Origin of the sequence: Xylophilus ampelinus (assembly GCF_003217575.1) — a bacterium.
GTDB classification, from domain to species: Bacteria; Pseudomonadota; Gammaproteobacteria; order Burkholderiales; family Burkholderiaceae_C; genus Xylophilus; species Xylophilus ampelinus.
The window spans coordinates 48,683-68,869 of sequence record NZ_QJTC01000008.1 but is presented as its reverse complement, the minus strand read 5'-3'; the positions used below and the strand labels follow the sequence as shown (position 1 = coordinate 68,869).

General features: G+C 64.6%; 14 protein-coding genes. 1 reads left to right on the top strand and 13 read right to left on the bottom strand.

Translation table 11 applies throughout. From position 1 onward, the window contains the following. Positions 1-7 precede the first annotated feature (7 nt). From DFQ15_RS07130 to DFQ15_RS07075, 13 genes are all read right to left on the bottom strand, one after another. A complete protein-coding gene (locus DFQ15_RS07130; protein WP_110465318.1) occupies positions 8-4,777 on the bottom strand; it encodes a glutamate synthase-related protein in 4,770 nt (1,589 codons plus the stop codon). Between the two features lie 189 nt (positions 4,778-4,966). Further along, a complete protein-coding gene (locus tag DFQ15_RS07125) occupies positions 4,967-5,674 on the bottom strand; it encodes a transposase (protein WP_110465317.1) in 708 nt (235 codons plus the stop codon). Between the two features lie 55 nt (positions 5,675-5,729). After that, positions 5,730-6,626, bottom strand: coding sequence for a class I SAM-dependent methyltransferase (locus tag DFQ15_RS07120; RefSeq protein ID WP_110465316.1), 897 nt, complete (start codon positions 6,624-6,626; stop codon positions 5,730-5,732). Then, complete coding sequence (locus DFQ15_RS07115) at positions 6,623-7,270, bottom strand: DUF1415 domain-containing protein (protein ID WP_110465315.1); 648 nt, start codon at positions 7,268-7,270, stop codon at positions 6,623-6,625. The genes DFQ15_RS07120 and DFQ15_RS07115 overlap by 4 nt, the downstream gene beginning before the upstream one ends. 72 nt (positions 7,271-7,342) lie before the next feature. Next, complete coding sequence (locus tag DFQ15_RS07110) at positions 7,343-8,512, bottom strand: deoxyguanosinetriphosphate triphosphohydrolase (protein WP_110465381.1); 1,170 nt, start codon at positions 8,510-8,512, stop codon at positions 7,343-7,345. Then, positions 8,509-9,672 carry a 3-dehydroquinate synthase gene (gene aroB / locus DFQ15_RS07105; protein ID WP_110465314.1) on the bottom strand — a complete coding sequence of 388 codons (1,164 nt, stop codon included), beginning with the start codon at positions 9,670-9,672 and terminating at the stop codon, positions 8,509-8,511. Before aroB ends, DFQ15_RS07110 begins: the two co-directional genes overlap by 4 nt. A 219-nt stretch (positions 9,673-9,891) precedes the next feature. After that, positions 9,892-10,386 (bottom strand): shikimate kinase, encoded by a 495-nt coding sequence (locus DFQ15_RS07100; protein ID WP_110465313.1) that lies wholly within the window; start codon positions 10,384-10,386, stop codon positions 9,892-9,894. An 8-nt stretch (positions 10,387-10,394) separates the two neighbouring features. Next, positions 10,395-12,332 (bottom strand): hypothetical protein, encoded by a 1,938-nt coding sequence (locus DFQ15_RS17025; protein WP_146228672.1) that lies wholly within the window; start codon positions 12,330-12,332, stop codon positions 10,395-10,397. A gap of 30 nt (positions 12,333-12,362) precedes the next feature. Then, positions 12,363-14,519 carry a type IV pilus secretin family protein gene (pilQ, locus tag DFQ15_RS07095; RefSeq protein WP_110465312.1) on the bottom strand — a complete coding sequence of 719 codons (2,157 nt, stop codon included), beginning with the start codon at positions 14,517-14,519 and terminating at the stop codon, positions 12,363-12,365. Continuing rightward, on the bottom strand, positions 14,516-15,055 hold the full coding sequence (locus DFQ15_RS07090) for a pilus assembly protein PilP (RefSeq protein WP_110465311.1): 540 nt from the start codon (positions 15,053-15,055) through the stop codon (positions 14,516-14,518). Before DFQ15_RS07090 ends, pilQ begins: the two co-directional genes overlap by 4 nt. Further along, on the bottom strand, positions 15,052-15,732 hold the full coding sequence (locus tag DFQ15_RS07085; RefSeq protein ID WP_110465310.1) for a type IV pilus inner membrane component PilO: 681 nt from the start codon (positions 15,730-15,732) through the stop codon (positions 15,052-15,054). The genes DFQ15_RS07090 and DFQ15_RS07085 overlap by 4 nt, the downstream gene beginning before the upstream one ends. A gap of 8 nt (positions 15,733-15,740) precedes the next feature. Continuing rightward, positions 15,741-16,385 carry a PilN domain-containing protein gene (locus DFQ15_RS07080; protein ID WP_110465309.1) on the bottom strand — a complete coding sequence of 215 codons (645 nt, stop codon included), beginning with the start codon at positions 16,383-16,385 and terminating at the stop codon, positions 15,741-15,743. Further along, positions 16,382-17,461, bottom strand: coding sequence for a pilus assembly protein PilM (locus DFQ15_RS07075; protein ID WP_110465308.1), 1,080 nt, complete (start codon positions 17,459-17,461; stop codon positions 16,382-16,384). The genes DFQ15_RS07080 and DFQ15_RS07075 overlap by 4 nt, the downstream gene beginning before the upstream one ends. Positions 17,462-17,706: 245 nt before the next feature. Between DFQ15_RS07075 and DFQ15_RS07070 the strand changes: the two genes are divergently transcribed. Further along, positions 17,707-20,127, top strand: coding sequence for a penicillin-binding protein 1A (locus DFQ15_RS07070; RefSeq protein ID WP_110465307.1), 2,421 nt, complete (start codon positions 17,707-17,709; stop codon positions 20,125-20,127). Positions 20,128-20,187 lie beyond the last annotated feature (60 nt).

Genomic DNA, 20,187 nt, shown 5'->3' with positions numbered 1-20,187 from the left:
TGTCCTTCTAATCGTGGTGGTACGGCGCCTTACTTGGCGGGCGCCGCTTCCCTGCTCTTCTTGGCGTCGGCCACGGGGGCGTGGGCGATTCGGCGACGACGCGGCGGGCGTAGATCTCGGCCAGCGCGCGCTTGTATTCGGTCGGGAACACCTTCACGAACTTCGTCCGCGCGACCTTCCAGTCATCCAGCAACTCTCGGGCGCGCTTGCTGCCGGTCCAGCGGTTGTGGTCCTCCAGCAGCTTGCGCAGCGTCGCCTCGTCGGTCTGGTCGCGGTGCCAGATGTTGCGGTGCATGTTGGCGGTCTGCTCGGCGACGGTGGTGACCTTCTCCAGCGTGACCATCGCCATATTGCAGCGGCTGGCGAACTCGCCGTCCTCGTCGTAGACATAGGCCACGCCGCCGCTCATGCCGGCCGCGAAATTGCGGCCGGTCTTGCCCAGCACCGCCACGGTGCCGCCGGTCATGTATTCGCAGCCGTGGTCGCCAGTACCTTCGACCACCGCGGTGGCACCCGACAGCCGCACCGCGAAGCGTTCGCCGGCCACGCCCGCGAAATACGATTCGCCTTCGGTCGCCCCGTACATCACCGTGTTGCCGACGATGGTGTTGCGCGCCGCCTCGCCCCGGAAGTCGAGGCTCGGCCGCACGACGATCCGGCCGCCCGACAGGCCCTTGCCGGTGTAGTCGTTGGCGTCGCCGATCAGGTAGAGCGTGATGCCGCGGGTGAGGAAGGCGCCGAACGACTGGCCGCCGGTGCCTTCGAGCTGGATGTGGATCGTGTCGTCGGGCAGGCCTTCGGGATGCACCCGTGTCACCGCGCCGGAGAGCATGGCGCCGACGGTGCGGTTGACGTTCTTCGCCACTTCCATGAAACGCACCCGCTCGCCACGCTCGATCGCCGGACGCGACTTCTCGATCAGCCGGCGGTCCAGCGTCGCCGAGATGTTGTGGTCCTGCGTCTCGGTGTGGAAGCGCGGGACATCGGCCGGTGCGGTCGACTGGGCGAACAGCCGGCCGAAATCGAGGCCGCGGGCCTTCCAGTGCGAGATGCCCTTCTTGGTGTCCAGGAGGTCCACCCGGCCGATCATGTCGTCGAACTTGCGGATGCCCAGCTGGGCCATGATCAGGCGCACTTCTTCGGCGATGAAGAAGAAGTAGTTGACCACGTGCTCGGGCTTGCCGGAGAACTTGGCGCGCAGCACCGGGTCCTGCGTGGCCACGCCCACCGGGCAGGTGTTGAGGTGGCACTTGCGCATCATGATGCAGCCTTCGACCACCAGCGGCGCGGTGGCGAAGCCGAACTCGTCGGCACCCAGCAGCGCGCCGATGGCGACGTCGCGGCCGGTCTTCATCTGGCCGTCGGCCTGCACCCGGATGCGGCTGCGCAGGCGGTTCAGCACCAGGGTCTGCTGGGTCTCGGCCAGGCCGATCTCCCACGGGCCGCCGGCATGCTTGATCGACGACCAGGGCGATGCACCGGTGCCGCCGTCGTGGCCGGCGATCACCACATGGTCGCTCTTGCACTTGGCCACGCCCGCGGCGATGGTGCCCACGCCCACTTCGGACACCAGCTTGACGCTGATGTCGGCATGCGGCGCCACGTTCTTCAGGTCGTGGATCAGCTGGGCCAAATCTTCGATCGAGTAGATGTCGTGGTGCGGCGGCGGGCTGATCAGGCCAACGCCCGGCACCGAGTGGCGCAGCTTGCCGATGTACTCGGACACCTTGCCGCCGGGCAGCTGGCCGCCCTCGCCGGGCTTGGCGCCCTGGGCCATCTTGATCTGGATCTGGTCGGCGCTGCTCAGGTATTCGGCGGTGACGCCGAAGCGGCCCGAGGCCACCTGCTTGATTTTGGAGCGCAGCGAATCGCCGGCCTGCAGCGGCAGATCGACCTCGACGTTGGCCGCTCCGATCACGCTCTTGAGGGTGTCGCCGACCTCGATCGGGATACCCTTGAGTTCGTTGCGGTAGCGGTTCTCGTCCTCGCCGCCCTCGCCGGTGTTGCTCTTGCCGCCGATGCGGTTCATCGCCACCGCCAGCGTGGCGTGCGCCTCGGTCGAGATCGAGCCGAGCGACATCGCGCCGGTGGCGAAGCGCTTGACGATGTCGGCCGCAGGCTCGACCTCTTCCACTGGAATAGCCTTGGCGGGATCGATCCTGAACTCGAACAGGCCGCGCAGCGTCATGTGGCGGCGGCTCTGGTCGTTGATGATCTGGGCGTACTCCTTGTACGTGTTCCAGTTGTTGGCACGGGTGGAATGCTGCAGTTTGGCGATCGCGTCGGGAGTCCACATATGCTCTTCGCCACGGGCCCGCCAGGCGTATTCGCCGCCGGCGTCGAGCATCGTCTCCAGCACCGGGTCGTCGCTGAACGCCGACCTGTGCTGACGAATCGCCTCTTCGGCGATCTCGAAGATGCCGATGCCTTCGACGCGGGTGGAGGTGCCGGTGAAGTAATGCCGGACCGTCTCGGTGTTGATGCCGACCGCCTCGAACAGCTGCGCACCGCAGTAGCTCATGTAGGTGCTCACGCCCATCTTGGACATGATCTTCGACAGGCCCTTGCCGATCGCCTTGACGTAGTTGTAGATCGCCTTGTCGGCCGACAGGTCGCCGGGCAGTTCCTTGTGCAGGTCGGCCAGGGTTTCCATCGCCAGGTACGGGTGCACCGCCTCGGCGCCGTAGCCGGCCAGCACGCCGAAGTGGTGCACCTCGCGGGCCGATCCGGTGGCCACCACCAGGCCGGCGCTGGTGCGCAGGCCTTCGCGTATCAGGTGCTGATGGATCGTCGAGAGCGCCAGCAGCGCGGGTATCGCCACCTGGGTGGGGCTGATCGCCCGGTCGGTGATGATCAGGATGTTGTGGCCGCTCTTGATCGCATCGACCGCTTCGGCGCAGAGCGACGCCAGCTTGGCCTCGACGCCCTCGTGGCCCCAGGCCAGCGGATAGGTGATGTCGAGCCGGTGGCTCTTGAACTTGCCCTGCGTCGCCACCTCGATGTTGTTGAGCTTGGCCATGTCCTCGAAGTCGAGGATCGGCTGCGCCACTTCCAGCCGCAGCGGCGGGTTGACCTGGTTGATGTCGAGCAGGTTGGGCTTGGGGCCGATGAAGCTCACCAGCGACATGACGATCGCCTCGCGGATCGGGTCGATCGGCGGGTTCGTCACCTGGGCGAACATCTGCTTGAAGTAGTTGTAGAGCGGCTTGTCCTTCGACGACAGCACGGCCAGCGGGCTGTCGTTGCCCATCGAGCCGATGCCCTCCTCGCCGTTGCGCGCCATCGGCGACAGCAGGAACTTGACGTCTTCCTGGGTGTAGCCGAAGGCCTGCTGCCGGTCGAGCAGCGTGGCATCCGGTGCGGTCGCGGCCTGCGCCACCGTGTCGGCGGCGGGCGCGGCGACGTTGTCGAGCTTGATCCGCAGGTTCTCGATCCACTGCTTGTACGGCTTGCTGTTGGCGAGGGTCGCCTTCAGCTCGTCGTCGTCGATCATGCGGCCCTGTTCCAGGTCGATCAGCAGCATCTTGCCGGGCTGCAGGCGCCACTTGCGCACGATCTTGTTCTCGGGGATCGGCAGCACGCCCGACTCGGAGCCCAGGATGACCAGGTCGTCGTCGGTGACGCAGTAGCGCGAAGGACGCAGGCCGTTGCGGTCGAGCGTGGCACCGATCTGGCGGCCGTCGGTGAAGACCAGGGAGGCCGGGCCGTCCCACGGCTCCATCATCGCGGCGTGGTATTCGTAGAAAGCGCGGCGGCGCGAATCCATGCCGGCGTTCTGCTCCCACGGCTCGGGCACCATCATCATCACCGCCTGGCTGATCGGGTAGCCGGCCATCGTCAGCAGCTCGAGGCAGTTGTCGAAGGTGGCGGTGTCGGACTGGCCGGCGAAGCTGATCGGGTAGAGCTTCTGCAGATCGGCGCCCAGCACCGGCGACGACATCACGCCTTCGCGCGCCTTCATCCAGTTGTAGTTGCCCTTGACCGTGTTGATCTCGCCGTTGTGGGCGACGTAGCGATAGGGGTGGGCCAGCGGCCACTCGGGAAAAGTGTTGGTGGAGAAGCGCTGGTGCACCAGACCGATCGCCGAGACGCAGCGTGCGTCCTGCAGGTCGAAATAGTAAGTGCCCACCTGGTCGGCCAGCAGCAGGCCCTTGTAGACCACGGTACGGCTCGACATGCTCGGAACGTAGTATTCCTTGCTGTGCTTGAGCTTCAGGTTCTGGATGTGGGCGCTGGCCGTCTTGCGGATCACGTAGAGCTTGCGCTCCAGCGCGTCCTGCACGATCACGTCGGCGCCGCGGCCGATGAAGATCTGCCGCAGGATCGGCTCGGTCTTCCTGACTTGCGGTGACATCGGCATCTCGCGGTTGACCGGCACGTCGCGCCAGCCGAGCAGCACCTGGCCCTCGGCCTTGATCGCGCGCTCCATTTCCTGCTCGCAGGCCAGGCGCGAGGCATGCTCCTTCGGCAGGAAGATCATGCCGACGCCGTATTCGCCCGCCGGCGGCAGCGTCACGCCCTGCGCGGCCATCTCCTCGCGGTACAGCGCATCGGGAATCTGGATCAGGATACCCGCGCCGTCGCCCATCAGCTTGTCGGCACCGACGGCGCCGCGGTGGTCGATGTTCTCCAGGATCTTGAGCGCTTGCGTCACGATGTCGTGCCGCTTCTCCCCCTTGATATGCGCCACGAAGCCGAGGCCGCAGGCATCGTGCTCGTTGCCGGATGAGTACAGACCGTTGTCGTGGAGATGCTGGATCTCTGCAGCCGTCGTCATGGCGTGCTCCTGTCGTGGATCCCTGAGAGCGCGGGATTTTTCGCGTGGGATCCGAAGCATAGTGCGATGAAACAAGGATGCCAAACTATTTAAATAGGGTCAGATTCCTATTAATAGTTGAATATTTTCATCGGAAAATAATAGGGGACATATTCTGTCCGCGGGGAGCGGGCACGACACAACCAACGTTTACTCAGGTGAGGCACTCGGTCGGCCCGGCGGGCGCCCGGCACGGGCACGCGTTACCCTGCGCAGTGTCCGCGCCTGTAAGGCCGAGGTGAATTCCGGCGACCCCATCGCCCAGCCGCGCAGTGTGTCGGTCTCGATCCGCTCTCGGTCGGCCGCCGAGAGCCCCGCATCGACCAACGCCGCATAGGCCGCTTCCCGCGCGAAGGGTGTGTTGCCCAAGTCCCAGACCATCGGATGCGGCTTGAGCCACCGCGCCTGCACCTGCCCGATCCAGTGCCGGTGGCTCGACCAGGCGTGGTCGGCCGGCCGGATAGCCAGTTGCACATGCACGGGGGCCAGGTCGATCGCCACCATGCAGGGCAGCAGGTAGCGGGCGGCCTCCACTACCGTCGCCCGGTAACGGCCCTCCCACAGCGTCCCGGTGCGCCCGTGCCGGTCGTTGAAATACCGCACGTAGCGCCGGCCGACCGCCTGCATCCAGCCCGACAGTTTGCTTTCGACCCCCTCGGGCGTGACCAGCAGCTGCAGCCGGTGGTCGAGCAGCGTGTACGCATGGACCGCGATGCCGAACGCCGCCGCATGGTCGGCCAGCAACCGCACCATGAACGCCCGGTCCGCATCGTCGCGAAAAATCACGGCACCGTCGTTGCCGCACAGCATTACATGGTGGGGAAGACCGGGAACGGTGAGACGGGCGAGACGGGCCATGGCGCGATGATAAGGACCGGCAGACCCTGGGCCGGCCGCGAAGGCGGCCCCATCGTCACACAGGCGTCGGCACCCGTGCGAACCGGGTTCCGGCCAGCGCCTGCAGCCCGAACTGCTCCAGGATGGCATGGAGCCGCTCGGCGGCGCTGCGTTTCTTCTGGCCGGTCCAGCGCGCCACGATCAGCTCGTTCTTCATGCTGTGCTCCCAGCCGACCAATTCGGTCACGGTGACCTGGTAGCCGCTGGCCTCCAGGTACAGGCAGCGCAGCACGTTGGTGATCTGGCTGCCGAGTTCACGGGTGTGCAGCGGATGGCGCCACAGCTCGGCCAAAGGCGTGCGAGCCAGCGCCAGGGCCTTGTTTTGCCGCAGGCAGGCCGCGGCTTCCGCCTGGCAGCAGGGCACCAGCACCATGCAGCACGCGTTCTTGGCCAGGCCGAAGTCGATCGCGTCGTCGGTGGCGGTATCGCAGGCATGCAGGGCGGTGACCATGTCGATCCGCGCCGGCAAGACGGCGGAGGTGGTCGATTCGGCCACGCTCAGCGACAGGAACGACATCCGGTCGAAACCCAGCCGCGCCGCGAGGGCCTGTGACTTCTGCACCAGTTCCGCCCGCATCTCGATGCCGTAGATGCGGCCCGACCCGAGGGCCTTGAAGAACAGGTCGTAGACGATGAAGCCCAGGTACGACTTGCCCGCGCCGTGGTCGGCCAGCGTGGCGCCGGCGCCCCCCTCGGGCAGTTCCTTCAGCAGCGTTTCGATGAACTGGAAGAGGTGGTAGACCTGCTTCAACTTGCGGCGCGAATCCTGGTTCAACCGGCCGTCGCGGGTGAGTATGTGCAGCTCCTGCAGCAGCTCGATCGACTGTCCGGGCCGCAGTTCGCCGGCAACCGACGGTGCCGGCGGTGCGCCGCGTGCGGGCGCTTTCTGCAGAGGGCGTGCGGCCTTGCTCATGCGCCCTCCCCTGCAGCGCGATGCGCGGCGCCGGCCGATACGTCGAGCGCCGACCAGCCGGCGAAGCCGATCCGCTCCAACGTCTCCATGTTGCGCTCGTAGATCGCTTCGGCATCGGGAAACGCCTCCACCGCCCGGTCGAGGCTGGCTTCCCGCAGCAGGTGCAGGGTGGGCCAGGGCGCACGGTTGGTGCAGTTGGTCACGTCTTCGGGCTCGGTGCCGGCGAAGCAGTAGTCGGGATGGAAGCTGGCCAGCTGCAGCACGCCGTCGAAACCGGCACGCCGCAGGCGGCGCTCGGCGCGGCCGAGAAAGTCGTTGAAATCCAGAAAATCACTCAGACAGCCTGTTGCTATCAAAAGTATAGTATCCAGTCGGCGCGGATCTTCGGCTACGAGGCCTTTCGCCTCGGATTCCAATATGTCCAAAAGGTCGCCTTCGAACTCCGTGGCGCAGGAGACATATCGAATCTGCGCCTTGGCGTGGACGCTCTTGGCGAAGGGACACAGGTTGAGCCCGATCACCGCGCGCTCCAGCCAGAGTCGGGTGTCGGCGATGGCGGCTTCGTCGTAGGCGGCCGGCGCGGAATCGGAAACGGGAAGAGGCACGGCGGTCACCAGGAAGGAATGGCGGACGGCAGAGGCCATGGCCGCAGGGGCGCGAATTCTACCGGCGCGGCGTACTTTCGCGGTCCCGCCGTGGCCGGAGCCCTGACCGCTCTAGGGAAAGAGGCGGGTGCCGGTCAGCCGCTCGTGCTCGCGGGTCGCGAAGCGGTCGGTCATGCCGGCAACGTAGTCGGCCACCACGCGCTCGGGCGACATCGGCCCGTCGCCGTCGCTCACATGCGCCCGGACGCCCGGGTTGGCGCGCATCTCGCCCGGCGCCGACCGGTATGCATCGAACAGCTCCCGGACCACCTGGCGCGCGTGGCCGGTGGTGGCCATCACCTGCGGATGCCGGTAGAGGTTCTGGAACAGGAAGCGCTTGAGCGCGGTCGATTCGCTGCGCATCGCGTCGCCGAAACGCACCAGCGGCGGCCCCTGGCGCGCGGCGTCGGCCGTCGAGGGAGTCGCGCGACCGATCGCGGCGCCGGTGGCGTCGATCACGTCGTAGACCTGCGCGCTGAGCATCCGGCGGATCGTCTCGTGCAGCAGGCGTCGCCGGAAATCGTCTGCCGCCAGCGACGGGTGGGCGGCCAGCGCCTCGTCGCGGTAGCGGGCGAAGAGCGGCACCGCGTCGAGTTGCTCCAGCGTAATCAGGCCCGAGCGCACGCCGTCGTCGATGTCGTGCGCGTTGTAGGCGATCTCGTCGGCCAGATTGCAGAGCTGTGCCTCCAGGCTCGGCTGGGTGCGGTCGAGGAATCGGCGCGCCACGCCGCCGGGCTCCCGGACGTCGATCCGTTCGGCATTGGCGCGCGAACAGTGCTTGAGGATGCCCTCGCGCATCTCGAAGCAGAGGTTGAGCCCGTCGTAGTCGGGGTAGCGCTCTTCCAGCAGGTCGACCACCCGCAGGCTCTGCAGGTTGTGCTCGAAGCCGCCGTGGCCCGCCATGCAGGCATCGAGCTCGTCCTGCCCGGCATGCCCGAATGGCGTGTGGCCCAGGTCGTGCGCCAGCGCGATGCCTTCGACCAGGTCCTCGTTGAGCCGCAGCGACCGTGCGATCGACCGGCCGAGCTGCGCCACCTCCAACGAATGGGTCAACCGGGTACGGAACAGATCGCCCTCGTGGTTCAGGAACACCTGCGTCTTGTAGACCAGCCGCCGGAATGCGGTGGAATGCACGATCCGGTCGCGGTCGCGCTGGAAATCGGTGCGGGTGGGCGCGGACGTTTCGGCAAAGCGCCGGCCACGGCTCCGGTGAGGATCGCTGGCGTACGGTGCCAGCATCACGCCGGCACGCAGCACGCGTCGATCACCTCGCGCACCAGCGCGTCGGGCGCCGATCGCACCACCGCGCGACCCGGGCCGTCGATCAGCACGAAGCGGACTTCGCCGCCCTCGGCCTTTTTGTCGACCCGCATCAGTTCCAGGTACCGGCCCGCGTTGTCGGCCGCATCCAGCACCGGGCCTGCGACCGGCAGGCCGGCACGCACCACCAGCGCCGTCAGCCGCTCGACGAAGGCGGCATCGACCAGCCCCAGCCGCTGCGACAGGTGGGCGGCCATCACCATGCCGCAGCCGACGCCTTCGCCGTGCAGCCAGTTGCCGTAGCCCATGCCCGCCTCGATCGCGTGGCCGAACGTGTGGCCGAAATTCAGGATCGCCCGCAACCCGGTCTCACGCTCGTCGGCGGCCACCACGGTCGCCTTGATCTCGCAGCTGCGGCGCACCGCATAGGCCAGCGCGTCCACCTCGCAGGCCCGCAGCGCTTCGACGTTCGACTCGATCCATCCGAAGAAGTCCATGTCGTAGATCGGGCCGTACTTGATGACCTCGGCCAGGCCGGCGCTGATCTCCCGCGGCGGCAAAGTGCGCAGCGTTTCCAGGTCGCACACCACCCGCTGCGGCTGGTAGAACGCGCCGATCATGTTCTTGCCCAGCGGATGGTTGATCGCCGTCTTGCCGCCCACGGAGGAATCCACCTGGGCGAGCAGCGTGGTCGGCACCTGCACGAACGGCACGCCGCGCATGTAGCAAGCCGCGGCGAAGCCGGTCATGTCGCCGACGACCCCGCCGCCGAGGGCGAAGAGAACGGTCTTGCGGTCGCAGGCGTTGGCGAGCAGCGCGTCGAAGACGAGGTTCAGCGATTCCCAGGTCTTGTAGCTTTCACCGTCGGGGAGCGAGACCGTGTGCACCTGGGCGTACTGCGGCGCCAGGGCGGCGATCAGGCGTGCTGCATACAGCGGCGCGACGGTGTCGTTGGTGACCACCAGCGCGGTACTGGCGCGTGGAAGATCGCCATACGTCTGCGCCGCCCCGAGCAGGCCCGGGCCGATCGCGATGGCATAGCTGCGCGGACCGAAGTCGATCCGCACCTCCGCTACCGGCCCGGCAGGCGCGGGAAACGGGGACAACACCGAAGGCGAAGACACGAAAGCGTTGACGGACATCGGACACAAAGCCTGAAAAGGCAAAAAGAAGTGTAGACCGGACGGGTGAGGAAGCCGACCACCATGGCCTCCTGCATTCGATAGCAAGCCCAAGGCAGCGGCTCGAACCCCGGCGATCAGTGTAAGAGGTCCGCCCGCATCAAATAGCCCTGCGCCAGGACAGGGGCTACGGGCTACGGGCTACGGGCCGCAGGGCTGCTGCAGATCCGGCTCCATTGTTCAGGCGCCCTGAGGCCCCGAACCGACAAGCGCCTGCACCAGCACACTGGCGGGCAGCAAGCCCGTCTCGACCACCTCGTGCGCGACTTCCCGGTACAGCGGATCTCGGTCGTGGTACAGCGTCTTCAAACGCTGCATCGGATCGTCGACCTGCAACAGTGGCCGGGTGCGGTCGTGGCGCAAGCGCCGAAGCAGATTCTCCGGGACGGCGTGCAGATAGACCACCCGGCCTGCGCGTCGCAAAGATTGCCGGTTTTCTGCCCTGAGCACCGCGCCGCCGCCCGTGGCCAGAACCACGGACGTCAGGCAGCACAGCTCGTGCAATACCTCGCTTTCGAGCAGGCGAAATGCGGCTTCGCCCTCCCGCTCGAAATAGGTGAACACGCTGCAGCCCAGCCGCTGTTCGATCACATGGTCGGTGTCGAGGAACTGCAGGCCGAGATGAAGGGCCAACTGGCGGCCGAGAGTGGATTTTCCGGAGCCCGGAAGACCCACCAGGGCGATCAGGTCTTGGAGAATTGAATTACTCTCTTTGTACCAAGTGGGGTCGTTGTCGTGATATTCACTTGAGCCTGTGCACAAGTCGCGTCCCCATTAAAAATGATACTGTGGGTCGTAGGCCGATTCACACTAGAAACAACATCAGGGGATACCGACGTAATGGTACATTTACTATCAGTGTTCGCGATAGACGCTTCGACCTTAGTGCCGGTAGGGGCACTATTTCCATTCCGGTCAGATATAACAACATCAAATCCGCTGTTTGACCACTTCACTGTATCGACCATCGCATCTATTACCGTAGTGGCGAGTGCAATTACGACTTGCTGTCGCACGCGAATATTGCTCGTCCATACACCATCGCAAGTGTTTTGTACGGAAGGCGCTCCGTTGATGCTTGGACAGGCGCCAGTGCCGATTGTGCCTCCGGGATATGTTTGCTCATTGCCTTGACGAAAGCCATCCTCATTATCATCACGAAAAACCGTTCCTACATCAAAACGACTTCGCGCATTTGACGTCTCCACAGCATCCGCAGAATCGTAATAATTATTGCCATTCGTATCAACAAATCCTTCTTCTCCATCGATATATGCCAAAATTGCCACTCGCCCATTACTTGGCCTAGTACCGCTGGAGGTATAAACCACCACACAGCTGGAATTTGCATCCAAAACACAACTGCCTTGGATTGTCCCCGCACTTGCCACGAAAGTCACGGCAGTATTCGCAGGCACCGGATTACTTTGTCGATCGCTTACGCGAAAGGTTATATTGGTAGTAACGCCATCAATATCGAAGCCTTGAATGCTCAACTTTTCCGCCGCTAAAGACGATTTATCCTGTGCGGGGACACCTGAGGTAACAGCCAACGTCAGCGAAGAGGCTGTAAGAGACGGGTCGGAAACAAGCGCACCTGTCACAATTACGGGCGTCGGGAGTGCCCCCGCAGAAACTGTGATGGATGCAAAACCATTTGCATCAGTGCTAACTACCTGCGTTTGCATAACACCACCTGCGAAAGTTACACCCGCGTTGATGGCTGTGCTAGACAAACTAAAACTCACCGGTTGTGAAGCCATAGCTTGATTAGCAGAATTCACGACTTTGAACTTGAGCGTAGCCTGTTTGACGCCGCTTGTTGCCTTGGATGTATATATTAGGGTCTGATCCGCACTATCGAATAGCAGATTAGCTGCACGCGCTGCAATAACACTTAAGGTAGTAGTCATTGCTGGCCCATTAGTAGGCTGGGCTGTAAGGGTGACGGGACCACTGCATGTGCCAAGCGACTGATAAACCGACGCTATTGTTCCGCTACTTGACGTTGTAACAGAAGACGGACTAAAAGTGCCGCACGAGGCACTAAGTGCAACCTGCACCTGCCCAGCCGTAGCAGCCGATCCGTTAACTAATACCTGCGCATTGACCGCAGCAGACTGCAATGCCGTAATAGTGCTTGGAGAAACCACAAAGCTAGCTAAGGACACGTTCGTTGCGGAAACCTGGAAATCAGTTGATCCAGTAATCGTCGCATTGTCGAATGTGGCGGTTGCAGTCACAGTACCAGCAGCAGCACTAGAAAGCAGCGCAGGCGAAATCTTCACCCGGACTATGCCCTGTGCATCAGTCAGACCCGAAGCCTGCGCAAGCGTCGCAGCAGAATCGTTCGTGGTGAAAGTTATCAACTTATCGGCAATACCAATGCCAGCGGCGGTTTTCAACGTAGCTCGCGCATAAGAAGTGGAACCGATGGTATTGCCGCCGACTGCAGCATTCGAGCTGTCGACAATGCTGACGGTCAGTGTAGGCGTTGTGGTGACTGGCGTCGTCGGCGTAGCACCGAAATTGCCACTGCCCGAACTCCCACCGCCTCCGCCACAAGAGGCCAGCAGCCAGGTTAAAGCGAATGCAAGAAATCCCCGAAGTAATTTTTTCATATCTCGTTCCCTTGAAAAAACAACACGCAATCACCGGGCAGCGGTGCGGTCCGCGATCATCTTTGGCGTGATGAACACCAGCATTTCAGTCTTGTTGGAGATCCGTGAGCGGTTCTTGAACAGGTTGCCGGCGATGGGGATGTCACCCAGCAGCGGGACCTTGGTCTCGTCCACCGTCTCGTTCAGCTCGAAAATCCCTCCGATCACCACCGTGCCGCCGTTCTCGACCACCACCTGCGTCTTGACGTGCTTGGTGTTGATCGCGATACCGCTCGATGTGGTCTCGCCGCGCGAATCGCGGGTGATGTCGAGGTCGAGGATGATATTTCCTTCGGGAGTGATTTGCGGAATCACTTCGAGCTTGAGCACGGCCTTGCGGAATGCGATGGAAGTGCCACCGGTCAGGCCACCCGCATTCTGCTGGTACGGATATTCGGTACCTTGCTCGATCAGCGCCTTGACCTGGTCGGCCGTCACCACGCGGGGGCTCGAGACCACCTTGCCTTTGCCATCCGCTTCCAGGGCCGACAGCTCCAGGGCCAGGAACCGGTTCGCCGCGGAGTTGAATATCGACAGGCCGAAGGTGGCGGCGGAACCATTGGTGCTGGACACGACCGGCAGGTTGACGAAGTTGCCGCTCGTGTTGACCGTGCCGCCCGCGCCGGCAGAAGCCACTGCGTTGGCATAGCCGGTACCGATCGCGACACGGTTGTCGCCGCTGAGCTGGTAGCCGCCGTTGCCGCCGTTCTGGGCACGCAGGTCGCCTCCGCCGAGCCGGACGCCCAGTTGTCGACTGAAGGTGTCGGATGCTTCGACGATCCGGGCCTCGATCAGCACTTGGCGCACCGCACGGTCCAGCCGGGAAATCAACTCCTGCACCTGGACCAGCTTGGCGCCGGTGTCGGTCACGAACAGCTGGTTGGTGCGCGGTTCGGCGATGGCGCTACCGCGCTCGGTCAGGAAGCGTGCATTGTTGGAACCGCCGGTGGACACGCCCGAGCCAGGTGTTCCCACGCCGAGCAACTGCGGCACCATCTCGATCGCCTTGGCGTAGTTCAGCTGGAAGGCCTGCGTGCGCAGCGGCTCCAGCTTCTGGATCGCAAGCTCGGCTTCCAGATCCTTCTTGGTTCGCGCATCGATCTCGTCCTTCGGCGCGATCCAGAGTACGGTGCCGTTCTTGCGCATGCCGAGGCCCTTGGCGTCCATGATGATCTGGAGCGCCTGGTCCCACGGAACGTCCTTCAGGCGCAGCGTGAGCGTACCTGCAACCGTGTCCGACGTGACGATGTTGAAGTTGGTGAAATCGGCGATCACCTGCAACAGCGAGCGCACCTCGATGCTCTGGAAGTTCAGCGATAGTTTCTCGCCCGAAAATCCGGGGCCCTGCGAGAGTTTGTTGAAATCCGTCTTCTTCGGACGCACTTCGATCACGAACTGGTTGTCGCTCTGGTAGGCACTGTGCTCCCAGTCGCCGCGCGGCTGGATCGTCATGCGCACCCGCTCGCCGACCTGGGTCGTGGAGATGGTCTGGACGGGCGTGCCGAAGTCGGACACATCGAGCTTGCGGCGCAGACCTTCGGGCATCGAGGTCTGGAGAAAGTCCACCACCAGCGCCGGGCCCTGCTGGCGCAGATCGACGCCGACCTGGTTGCTCGGCAGGGTCACGACGATCCGGCCGGTGGCGTCGTCGGCCCGGCGGAAGTCGATGTCGCGCAGGGCAGCCACGTCGGAAGTCGACGGTTCGGCGAAGGTGGCACGGGTTTGAGAAGCAACGGCAGCGGGCGCTGCGGGCGCCAGCGACACCAGCAGCGAGCGTCCCTGAATCTGCGCGGTATAGGAAGTCGCCACCTTCAGGTTGAGCACGACACGGGTGCGGTCGCCTGCCTCGACCACCATGGCCGACCGGAGGTTGCCCTGGTTGAGTTCGACCGCATTGCGGCCCAGGCCGTTGGTGGTGCCCGGAAAATCGAGCGCGATGCGGGCGGGCGACTGGATCGCGAAGCCGGCCGGCACGGCCGCGAGCGGCTCCGAGAAATCGACCCGCAGGATTTCCGACCCGCCCTGAACCGAGCCGGAGATGGATTGGATCGCGCCTTGCGCATGTGCCGCGATGCCGTGAAGCAGGGTTGCAGCGAACAATGCGCCGCAGAGCATGCTGCTCTGCATCCGCCGGGACCAGTTTTTCATTTCGACCTTTCCTGCAGCTGCAAGCTCGTGACGCGCTCCACCCAGTCGCCGGTGGCGTCTGGCACGATCTCGCGCAACGTAATTTCAGTTTCCGTAATCTTCAACACCCGACCGAAGTTCTGGCCGAGGTACTCGCCCGCCCGCACCTGGTAGAGCAGGTTGTTCGCTCGCACCAGCCCGACGGGCTGGCCAGCTTTCACCATGCTGCCGACCATCGCCATCGCATCGAGCGGGAAGGCTTCGAGCGGCTCCTTGCGGCGCTGCATTTCCGGCGTGATCAGCGTTTCGTTGGCCGTCGAACGCGAGGAGTCGCGGCGCAACGCCTGCGTGAGCTTCTCCACGTTGAAAGGATCGACCGTGTTCTGCTGGGTGTAGTCCTGCGGCGTGAACTGCTTGGGCTCGGTCAGCGGCGTGATGCGCGGCCGCGTCTGCACCTTCTGCTCGTTCATCCAGGCCTGGATTTCCTCCTGGCCCGACCCGGCGCAGCCGCCGAGGAGCGCCGTGCACACGGCGAGCCATCCGAAGTTGCGCATCATTTGGCAGCTCCCGGTGCGGCCGTGGCCTTGCGCTGGGCGGCGATTTCGTCCGCGTCGAGGTAGCGGAAAGTGCGGGCGGTCACGTCCATCACGAGACCGTCCTTGTCTTTTTCCTTGACCGGCGAAATGGAGAGGTTGTTGAGCGTCACGATGCGGGAGAGATGGGCGATGTCGGAGGCGAAAGCACCCATGTCGTGGTAGCGGCCGGTGACCCGCACCGCGATCGGCAGCTCGGCGTAGTATTCGCGCACCCGAATCTCGCCCGGACGGAACAATTCGAACTGCAGGCTGCGGCCGAGGCCGGCCTGGTTGATGTCCGACAGCAGCGCCGACATTTCGGACTTGCTCGGCAGCTGCTTCTCGAGCTGCAGCACGTACTGCTGCACCTGCTCGCGCTGCTGCTTCAACGCTTCGAGGTTGACCGCCTTGGCCAGCTTGACCTGGTAGTCCTTGCGCAGCGTTTCTTCCTTGGCGACCTCGGAGTCCAGCTGGGTCTGGTAGTCGGATAGCCACAGGTACCACAATGCGCCGACCACCGCCGCGGCCAGCAGTACGTACAGCAGACCGCGCGGCACGATCGGCCAGAGCGAAGGATCCTTGCGGTCGAGGTTGCGGAACTGGTGCGACAGCTGGTCGAGCTGGATCGACGGCACTTTGGGGGACTTGCGGGTGGCCATGGCTAACCTCAGGGGCGGACGGCCGCGGGATTGGTGGCGGGCACGGCCGCCGGCGTCGCGCGCTTGGCAGCGGCTTCGGCCGCCTGCACCTCGCTGGAGCGCAGCAGCCGCAGCGAGATCGTGAAATTGGCGACGCGGCGTTGGTCCCGGGTCGACAGAGCGACCGTGCCTGTGACGATTTCCACCAGTTGCGGCTGCGCGAACCACGGCGTGCCGCTGCCCAGGTTGCGAAGCAGTTCGGACACCCGTTCGTTCGACTGGGCCGAGCCCTTGATCGTGACGTTCTGCTCGACCTGCTTGAGGTCGGTCAGGTAAACCCCGTCGGGCAGCTGCTTGACCAGTTCGTTGAGCAGGTACACCTGCAGGTTGCGGTCGGACTGCAGGTCTTCGACCGCCTTCTGGCGGGCGCGCAGCGCGGCGATCTCGGATTCGAGACTGGCGATTTCCTTGATCTGCGACTCGAGACGCGAGATTTCGGTCTGCAGGAACCGGTTGCGCCCTTGCTGGTCGTCGATCTGGGCTTGGTACCAGAGGTAGATGCCGCCGGCGATCAGCGCACCGACCAGGGCCGACGCGACCAGTGAGGCGTTGAACGCATCGCGCCGGCGCTTGCGGGCCGCCTCGCGGTGCGGCAGCAGGTTGATCAGAATCACTGCAAGAACCTCCGCATGGCCAGGCCGCAGGCGGTGAGATAGGACGCGGACTGCTGGACGGCCTTCTTGGCGCGGACCGACGAGCCGACCTCCATGCCTTCGAAAGGATTGGCCAGGCTGCAGGCGAAGCCCGACTGGCGGGCGACCGCCTCAGCTAGGCCGGGCAGCGATGCGGAACCGCCGGCCAGCATCACGTGGTCGACCCGGTTGTAAGGCGTACTGGTGAAGAAGAACTGCAACGCCCGCACGACTTCGGCGGCCATGTTGTCGACGAACGGACGCAGCACGGCGGTGTCGTAGTCGTCGGGCAGCTCGGCGTTGCGCTTCTTGGATTCGGCCTCTTCCGGCGAGAAGCCGTATTGGCGCACGATCAACTGGGTCAGCTGGCCGCCGCCGAAGGCCTGCTCGCGCTCGTAGAGCACCTCGTCGTTGCGGATGACCTGCAGGCCGCTGGCAGCGCCGCCGATCTTGAACAGTGCCACCACCGCGCCGACACCGTGCACCGGCAAGGTTTCCAGCAGGCGGCCGGCGGCGAGGCGGGCGGCATAGGATTCGATGTCGAGCACCACCGGCTTCAGGCCGGCGGCCTCGGCCAGGCCCTGGCGGTCCTGCACCTTCTCGCGGCGCGACGCGGCGATCAACACCTCGACATCGCCCGGCGAACCGGCGCTGGGGCCGATCACGCAGAAATCGAGGCTCACCTCGTCGAGCGAGAAGGGTATGTACTGGCTGGCTTCGGATTCGACCTGGACTTCGAGTTCCAGTTCGCTCAGGCCTTCGGGCAGCACGATCTTCTTGGTGATCACGGCAGACGAGGGCAGCGCCAGGGCGACATGCTTGGCTCGGGCACCGCTCTTCTTGACCAGGCGACGCACCGCTTCGGCGACTTCGTCGAACTTCTCGACGTTACCGTCGACAATCCAGCCGCGCTCCAGCGGTTCGATCGCGCAGCGCTCGAGCACCCACTGGCCGCTCTTGTTGCGTCCTAGCTCCACCAGCTTGGCACTGGAGGAACTGATATCTATGCCCAGCAGCGGCGCGGCTTGGCGCTTGAACAGCGACCCCGAAGAGATCAAGTCGGCCCCCTGAAGTGAATTGGAAAAAACAACGCAACAAAAGCTAACACTTGACACCGATGCTATCAGTAACTTTTCGGAATCTCCATGCTCAGGTGCTTCGTCTGCCGCTGCTCGTTGTCAAAACAATACGTTCTCTGCAATATGCCCCGGCGACAACCGCTGCCCTGCCGCTGGTTGAAGACCCGGGCGCCCATGTCCTGCCGCAATTTTTATAATGCGCGGTTACCAAAACGCGAGACGCCATGCCCTCCTCCCCGAACTCTCCGGACGCGCCACAGGGCTCTCCGCGCCGCCCACAGAAAGATAAGCTGGTCTCGCTCGGCAAGGCAGGATGGCTTACCTGGCTGCTGCGTGCCCTGCTGGCGATGGTGGGGTTGGTCGTGGCGGGTGCAGTGTCGCTGGTGCTGGTCGTCGCGGTGGCCCTGGCCGTGGCCTATCCCAACCTGCCCGACATCTCCGACCTTGCCGACTATCGGCCCAAGCTGCCGCTGCGGGTGTATTCGACCGAAGGTGCCCTGCTGGGCGAGTTCGGCGAGGAGCGACGCAACCTTACCCCGATCGCCGACATCCCCAAGGTGATGATCGATGCGGTGCTGGCCGCCGAGGACACCAGCTTCTACAGCCACGGAGGGGTGGATTACAAGGGGGTTTTGCGGGCCGGCCTGGCAAATTTGAATAGGGCCAAGAGCCAGGGCGCCTCGACGATCACGATGCAGGTGGCGCGCAATGTGTACCTGTCTTCGGAAAAGACCTTCACCCGCAAGATCTACGAAATCCTGTTGACCTTCAAGCTGGAGCACATGCTCTCGAAGGACCGGATCCTGGAGATCTACATGAACCAGATCTACCTGGGTAACCGTGCCTACGGCTTCGCCGCCGCATCCGAGGCCTATTTCGGCAAGCCGCTGCAGAAGATCACCGTGGCCGAGGCCGCGATGCTGGCCGGCCTGCCCAAGGCCCCCACCGCCAACAACCCGATCAACAACCCGCGCCGCGCCCGCGGCCGGCAGCTCTACATCGTCGACCGGATGGAAGAAGCAGGTTTCATCACCCGAGACGCGGCCAAAGAGGCCCGCACAGAAGAGCTGAAGATCCGCACCGGCCCCGACACCACCCGGGTCCATGCCGAGTACATCGCCGAGATGGTGCGCCAGCTGATTTTCTCGCAGTACGGCAACGAGGCCTATACCCGCGGCCTGAACGTCTATACCACGGTGAACGCCGGCGACCAGGACGCGGCCTACCGCGCCCTGCGCAAGGGCCTGATGGACTACGAACGCCGCCAGATCTACCGCGGTCCCGAAGAGTTCGTCGCCCTGCCCGCCAGCGGCAACGAGCTCGACGAGGCGGTAGACGATGCCCTGGCCGACCGCCCCGACAACGGCGACGTGCTGACCGCCGTGGTGCTGGAAGCCGGCCCGAAGAAGATCGTGGCGATGCGGCCCGGCGGCGACCGGATCGAGATCACCGGCGAAGGTCTGCGCCCCGCGCAATCGGGCCTGAGCGACAAGGCCGCCCCTAACATCCGGCTGCGGCGCGGCGCGGTGGTCCGGGTTGTCAAGACGCCCAAGGACACCTGGGAGATCACCCAGATTCCCGAGGTCGAAGGCGCCTTCGTCGCGCTCGACCCGCGCACCGGTGCGGTCAAGGCCCTGGTGGGCGGCTTCGATTTCGGCAAGAACAAGTTCAACCATGTGACGCAGGCGTGGCGGCAGCCGGGCTCGAGCTTCAAGCCCTTCATCTACTCCGCGGCGCTGGAGAAGGGCTTCACGCCCGCCACCGTGATCAACGACGGCCCGCTGTTCTTCGATGCCGGCACCACCGGCGGCCAGCCGTGGGAGCCGAAGAATTACGGCGGCACCTTCGACGGGCCGATGTCGATGCGCAAGGCGCTGGAGAAATCCAAGAACATGGTGTCGATCCGCATCCTGCAGTCGATCGGCACCAAGTACGGCCAGGACTGGATCACCCGCTTCGGTTTCGACGCCGACAAGCACCCGGCCTACCTGCCGATGGCCCTCGGCGCCGGTGCGGTCACGCCGATGCAGCTGGCCGCGGGCTACTCGGTCTTCGCCAACGGCGGCCACCGGGTCAACCCGTGGCTGGTAGCCAAAGTGACCGACCAGAAGGGCCGCGTGCTGCTGGAAACCACGCCCCCGCCGCTGGACCAGAGCAACCAGACGATCGACCCGCGCAACGCCTTCGTGATGGACAGCCTGCTGCAGTCGGTGGCCCGCTACGGCACCGCGGCCCGTGCCCAGGCGGCATTGAAACGGCCAGACATCTACGGCAAGACCGGCACCACCAACGACTCGATGGATGCCTGGTTCGCCGGCTTCCAGCCGACGCTGGCCGCGATCTCCTGGATCGGCTACGACACCCCGCGCAACCTGGGCGACCGCGAGACCGGCGGCGGCCTGAGCCTGCCGGTGTGGATCAGCTTCATGGAGCACGCCCTGAAGGGCGTACCGGTGGCCGAGATGCAGCCGCCTGCCGGCGTGGTGAACGTGGGCGGCGAATGGTTCTACGACGAATACGCCCGCAACGGCGGCATCCCGAGCCTGGGTACCGAGGCCGCTGGCGGTGAGACCGACCCCGGTGCGCAGCAGTCGGCGCCGGCGCCCGAAGAGCGCAACCGCATCCTCGATCTGTTCAAGAACTAGGCTCGCCCCCAGGCTCCGCACTGCGTGTCTTCGCCTACCCCCTACCGGGGGCGATACCGG

Excerpts from the sequence above, each read along its gene's own strand:
- DFQ15_RS07120 (WP_110465316.1), bottom strand. The coding sequence starts at position 6,626 with ATGAGCAAGGCCGCACGCCCTCTGCAGAAAGCGCCCGCACGCGGCGCA.
- DFQ15_RS17025 (WP_146228672.1), bottom strand. The coding sequence starts at position 12,332 with ATGAAAAAATTACTTCGGGGATTTCTTGCATTCGCTTTAACCTGGCTG.
- DFQ15_RS07130 (WP_110465318.1), bottom strand. The coding sequence starts at position 4,777 with ATGACGACGGCTGCAGAGATCCAGCATCTCCACGACAACGGTCTGTAC.
- DFQ15_RS07090 (WP_110465311.1), bottom strand. The coding sequence starts at position 15,055 with ATGATGCGCAACTTCGGATGGCTCGCCGTGTGCACGGCGCTCCTCGGC.
- DFQ15_RS07125 (WP_110465317.1), bottom strand. The coding sequence starts at position 5,674 with ATGGCCCGTCTCGCCCGTCTCACCGTTCCCGGTCTTCCCCACCATGTA.
- DFQ15_RS07115 (WP_110465315.1), bottom strand. The coding sequence starts at position 7,270 with ATGGCCTCTGCCGTCCGCCATTCCTTCCTGGTGACCGCCGTGCCTCTT.
- aroB (WP_110465314.1), bottom strand. The coding sequence starts at position 9,672 with ATGTCCGTCAACGCTTTCGTGTCTTCGCCTTCGGTGTTGTCCCCGTTT.
- pilQ (WP_110465312.1), bottom strand. The coding sequence starts at position 14,519 with ATGAAAAACTGGTCCCGGCGGATGCAGAGCAGCATGCTCTGCGGCGCA.
- DFQ15_RS07085 (WP_110465310.1), bottom strand. The coding sequence starts at position 15,732 with ATGGCCACCCGCAAGTCCCCCAAAGTGCCGTCGATCCAGCTCGACCAG.
- DFQ15_RS07070 (WP_110465307.1), top strand. The coding sequence starts at position 17,707 with ATGCCCTCCTCCCCGAACTCTCCGGACGCGCCACAGGGCTCTCCGCGC.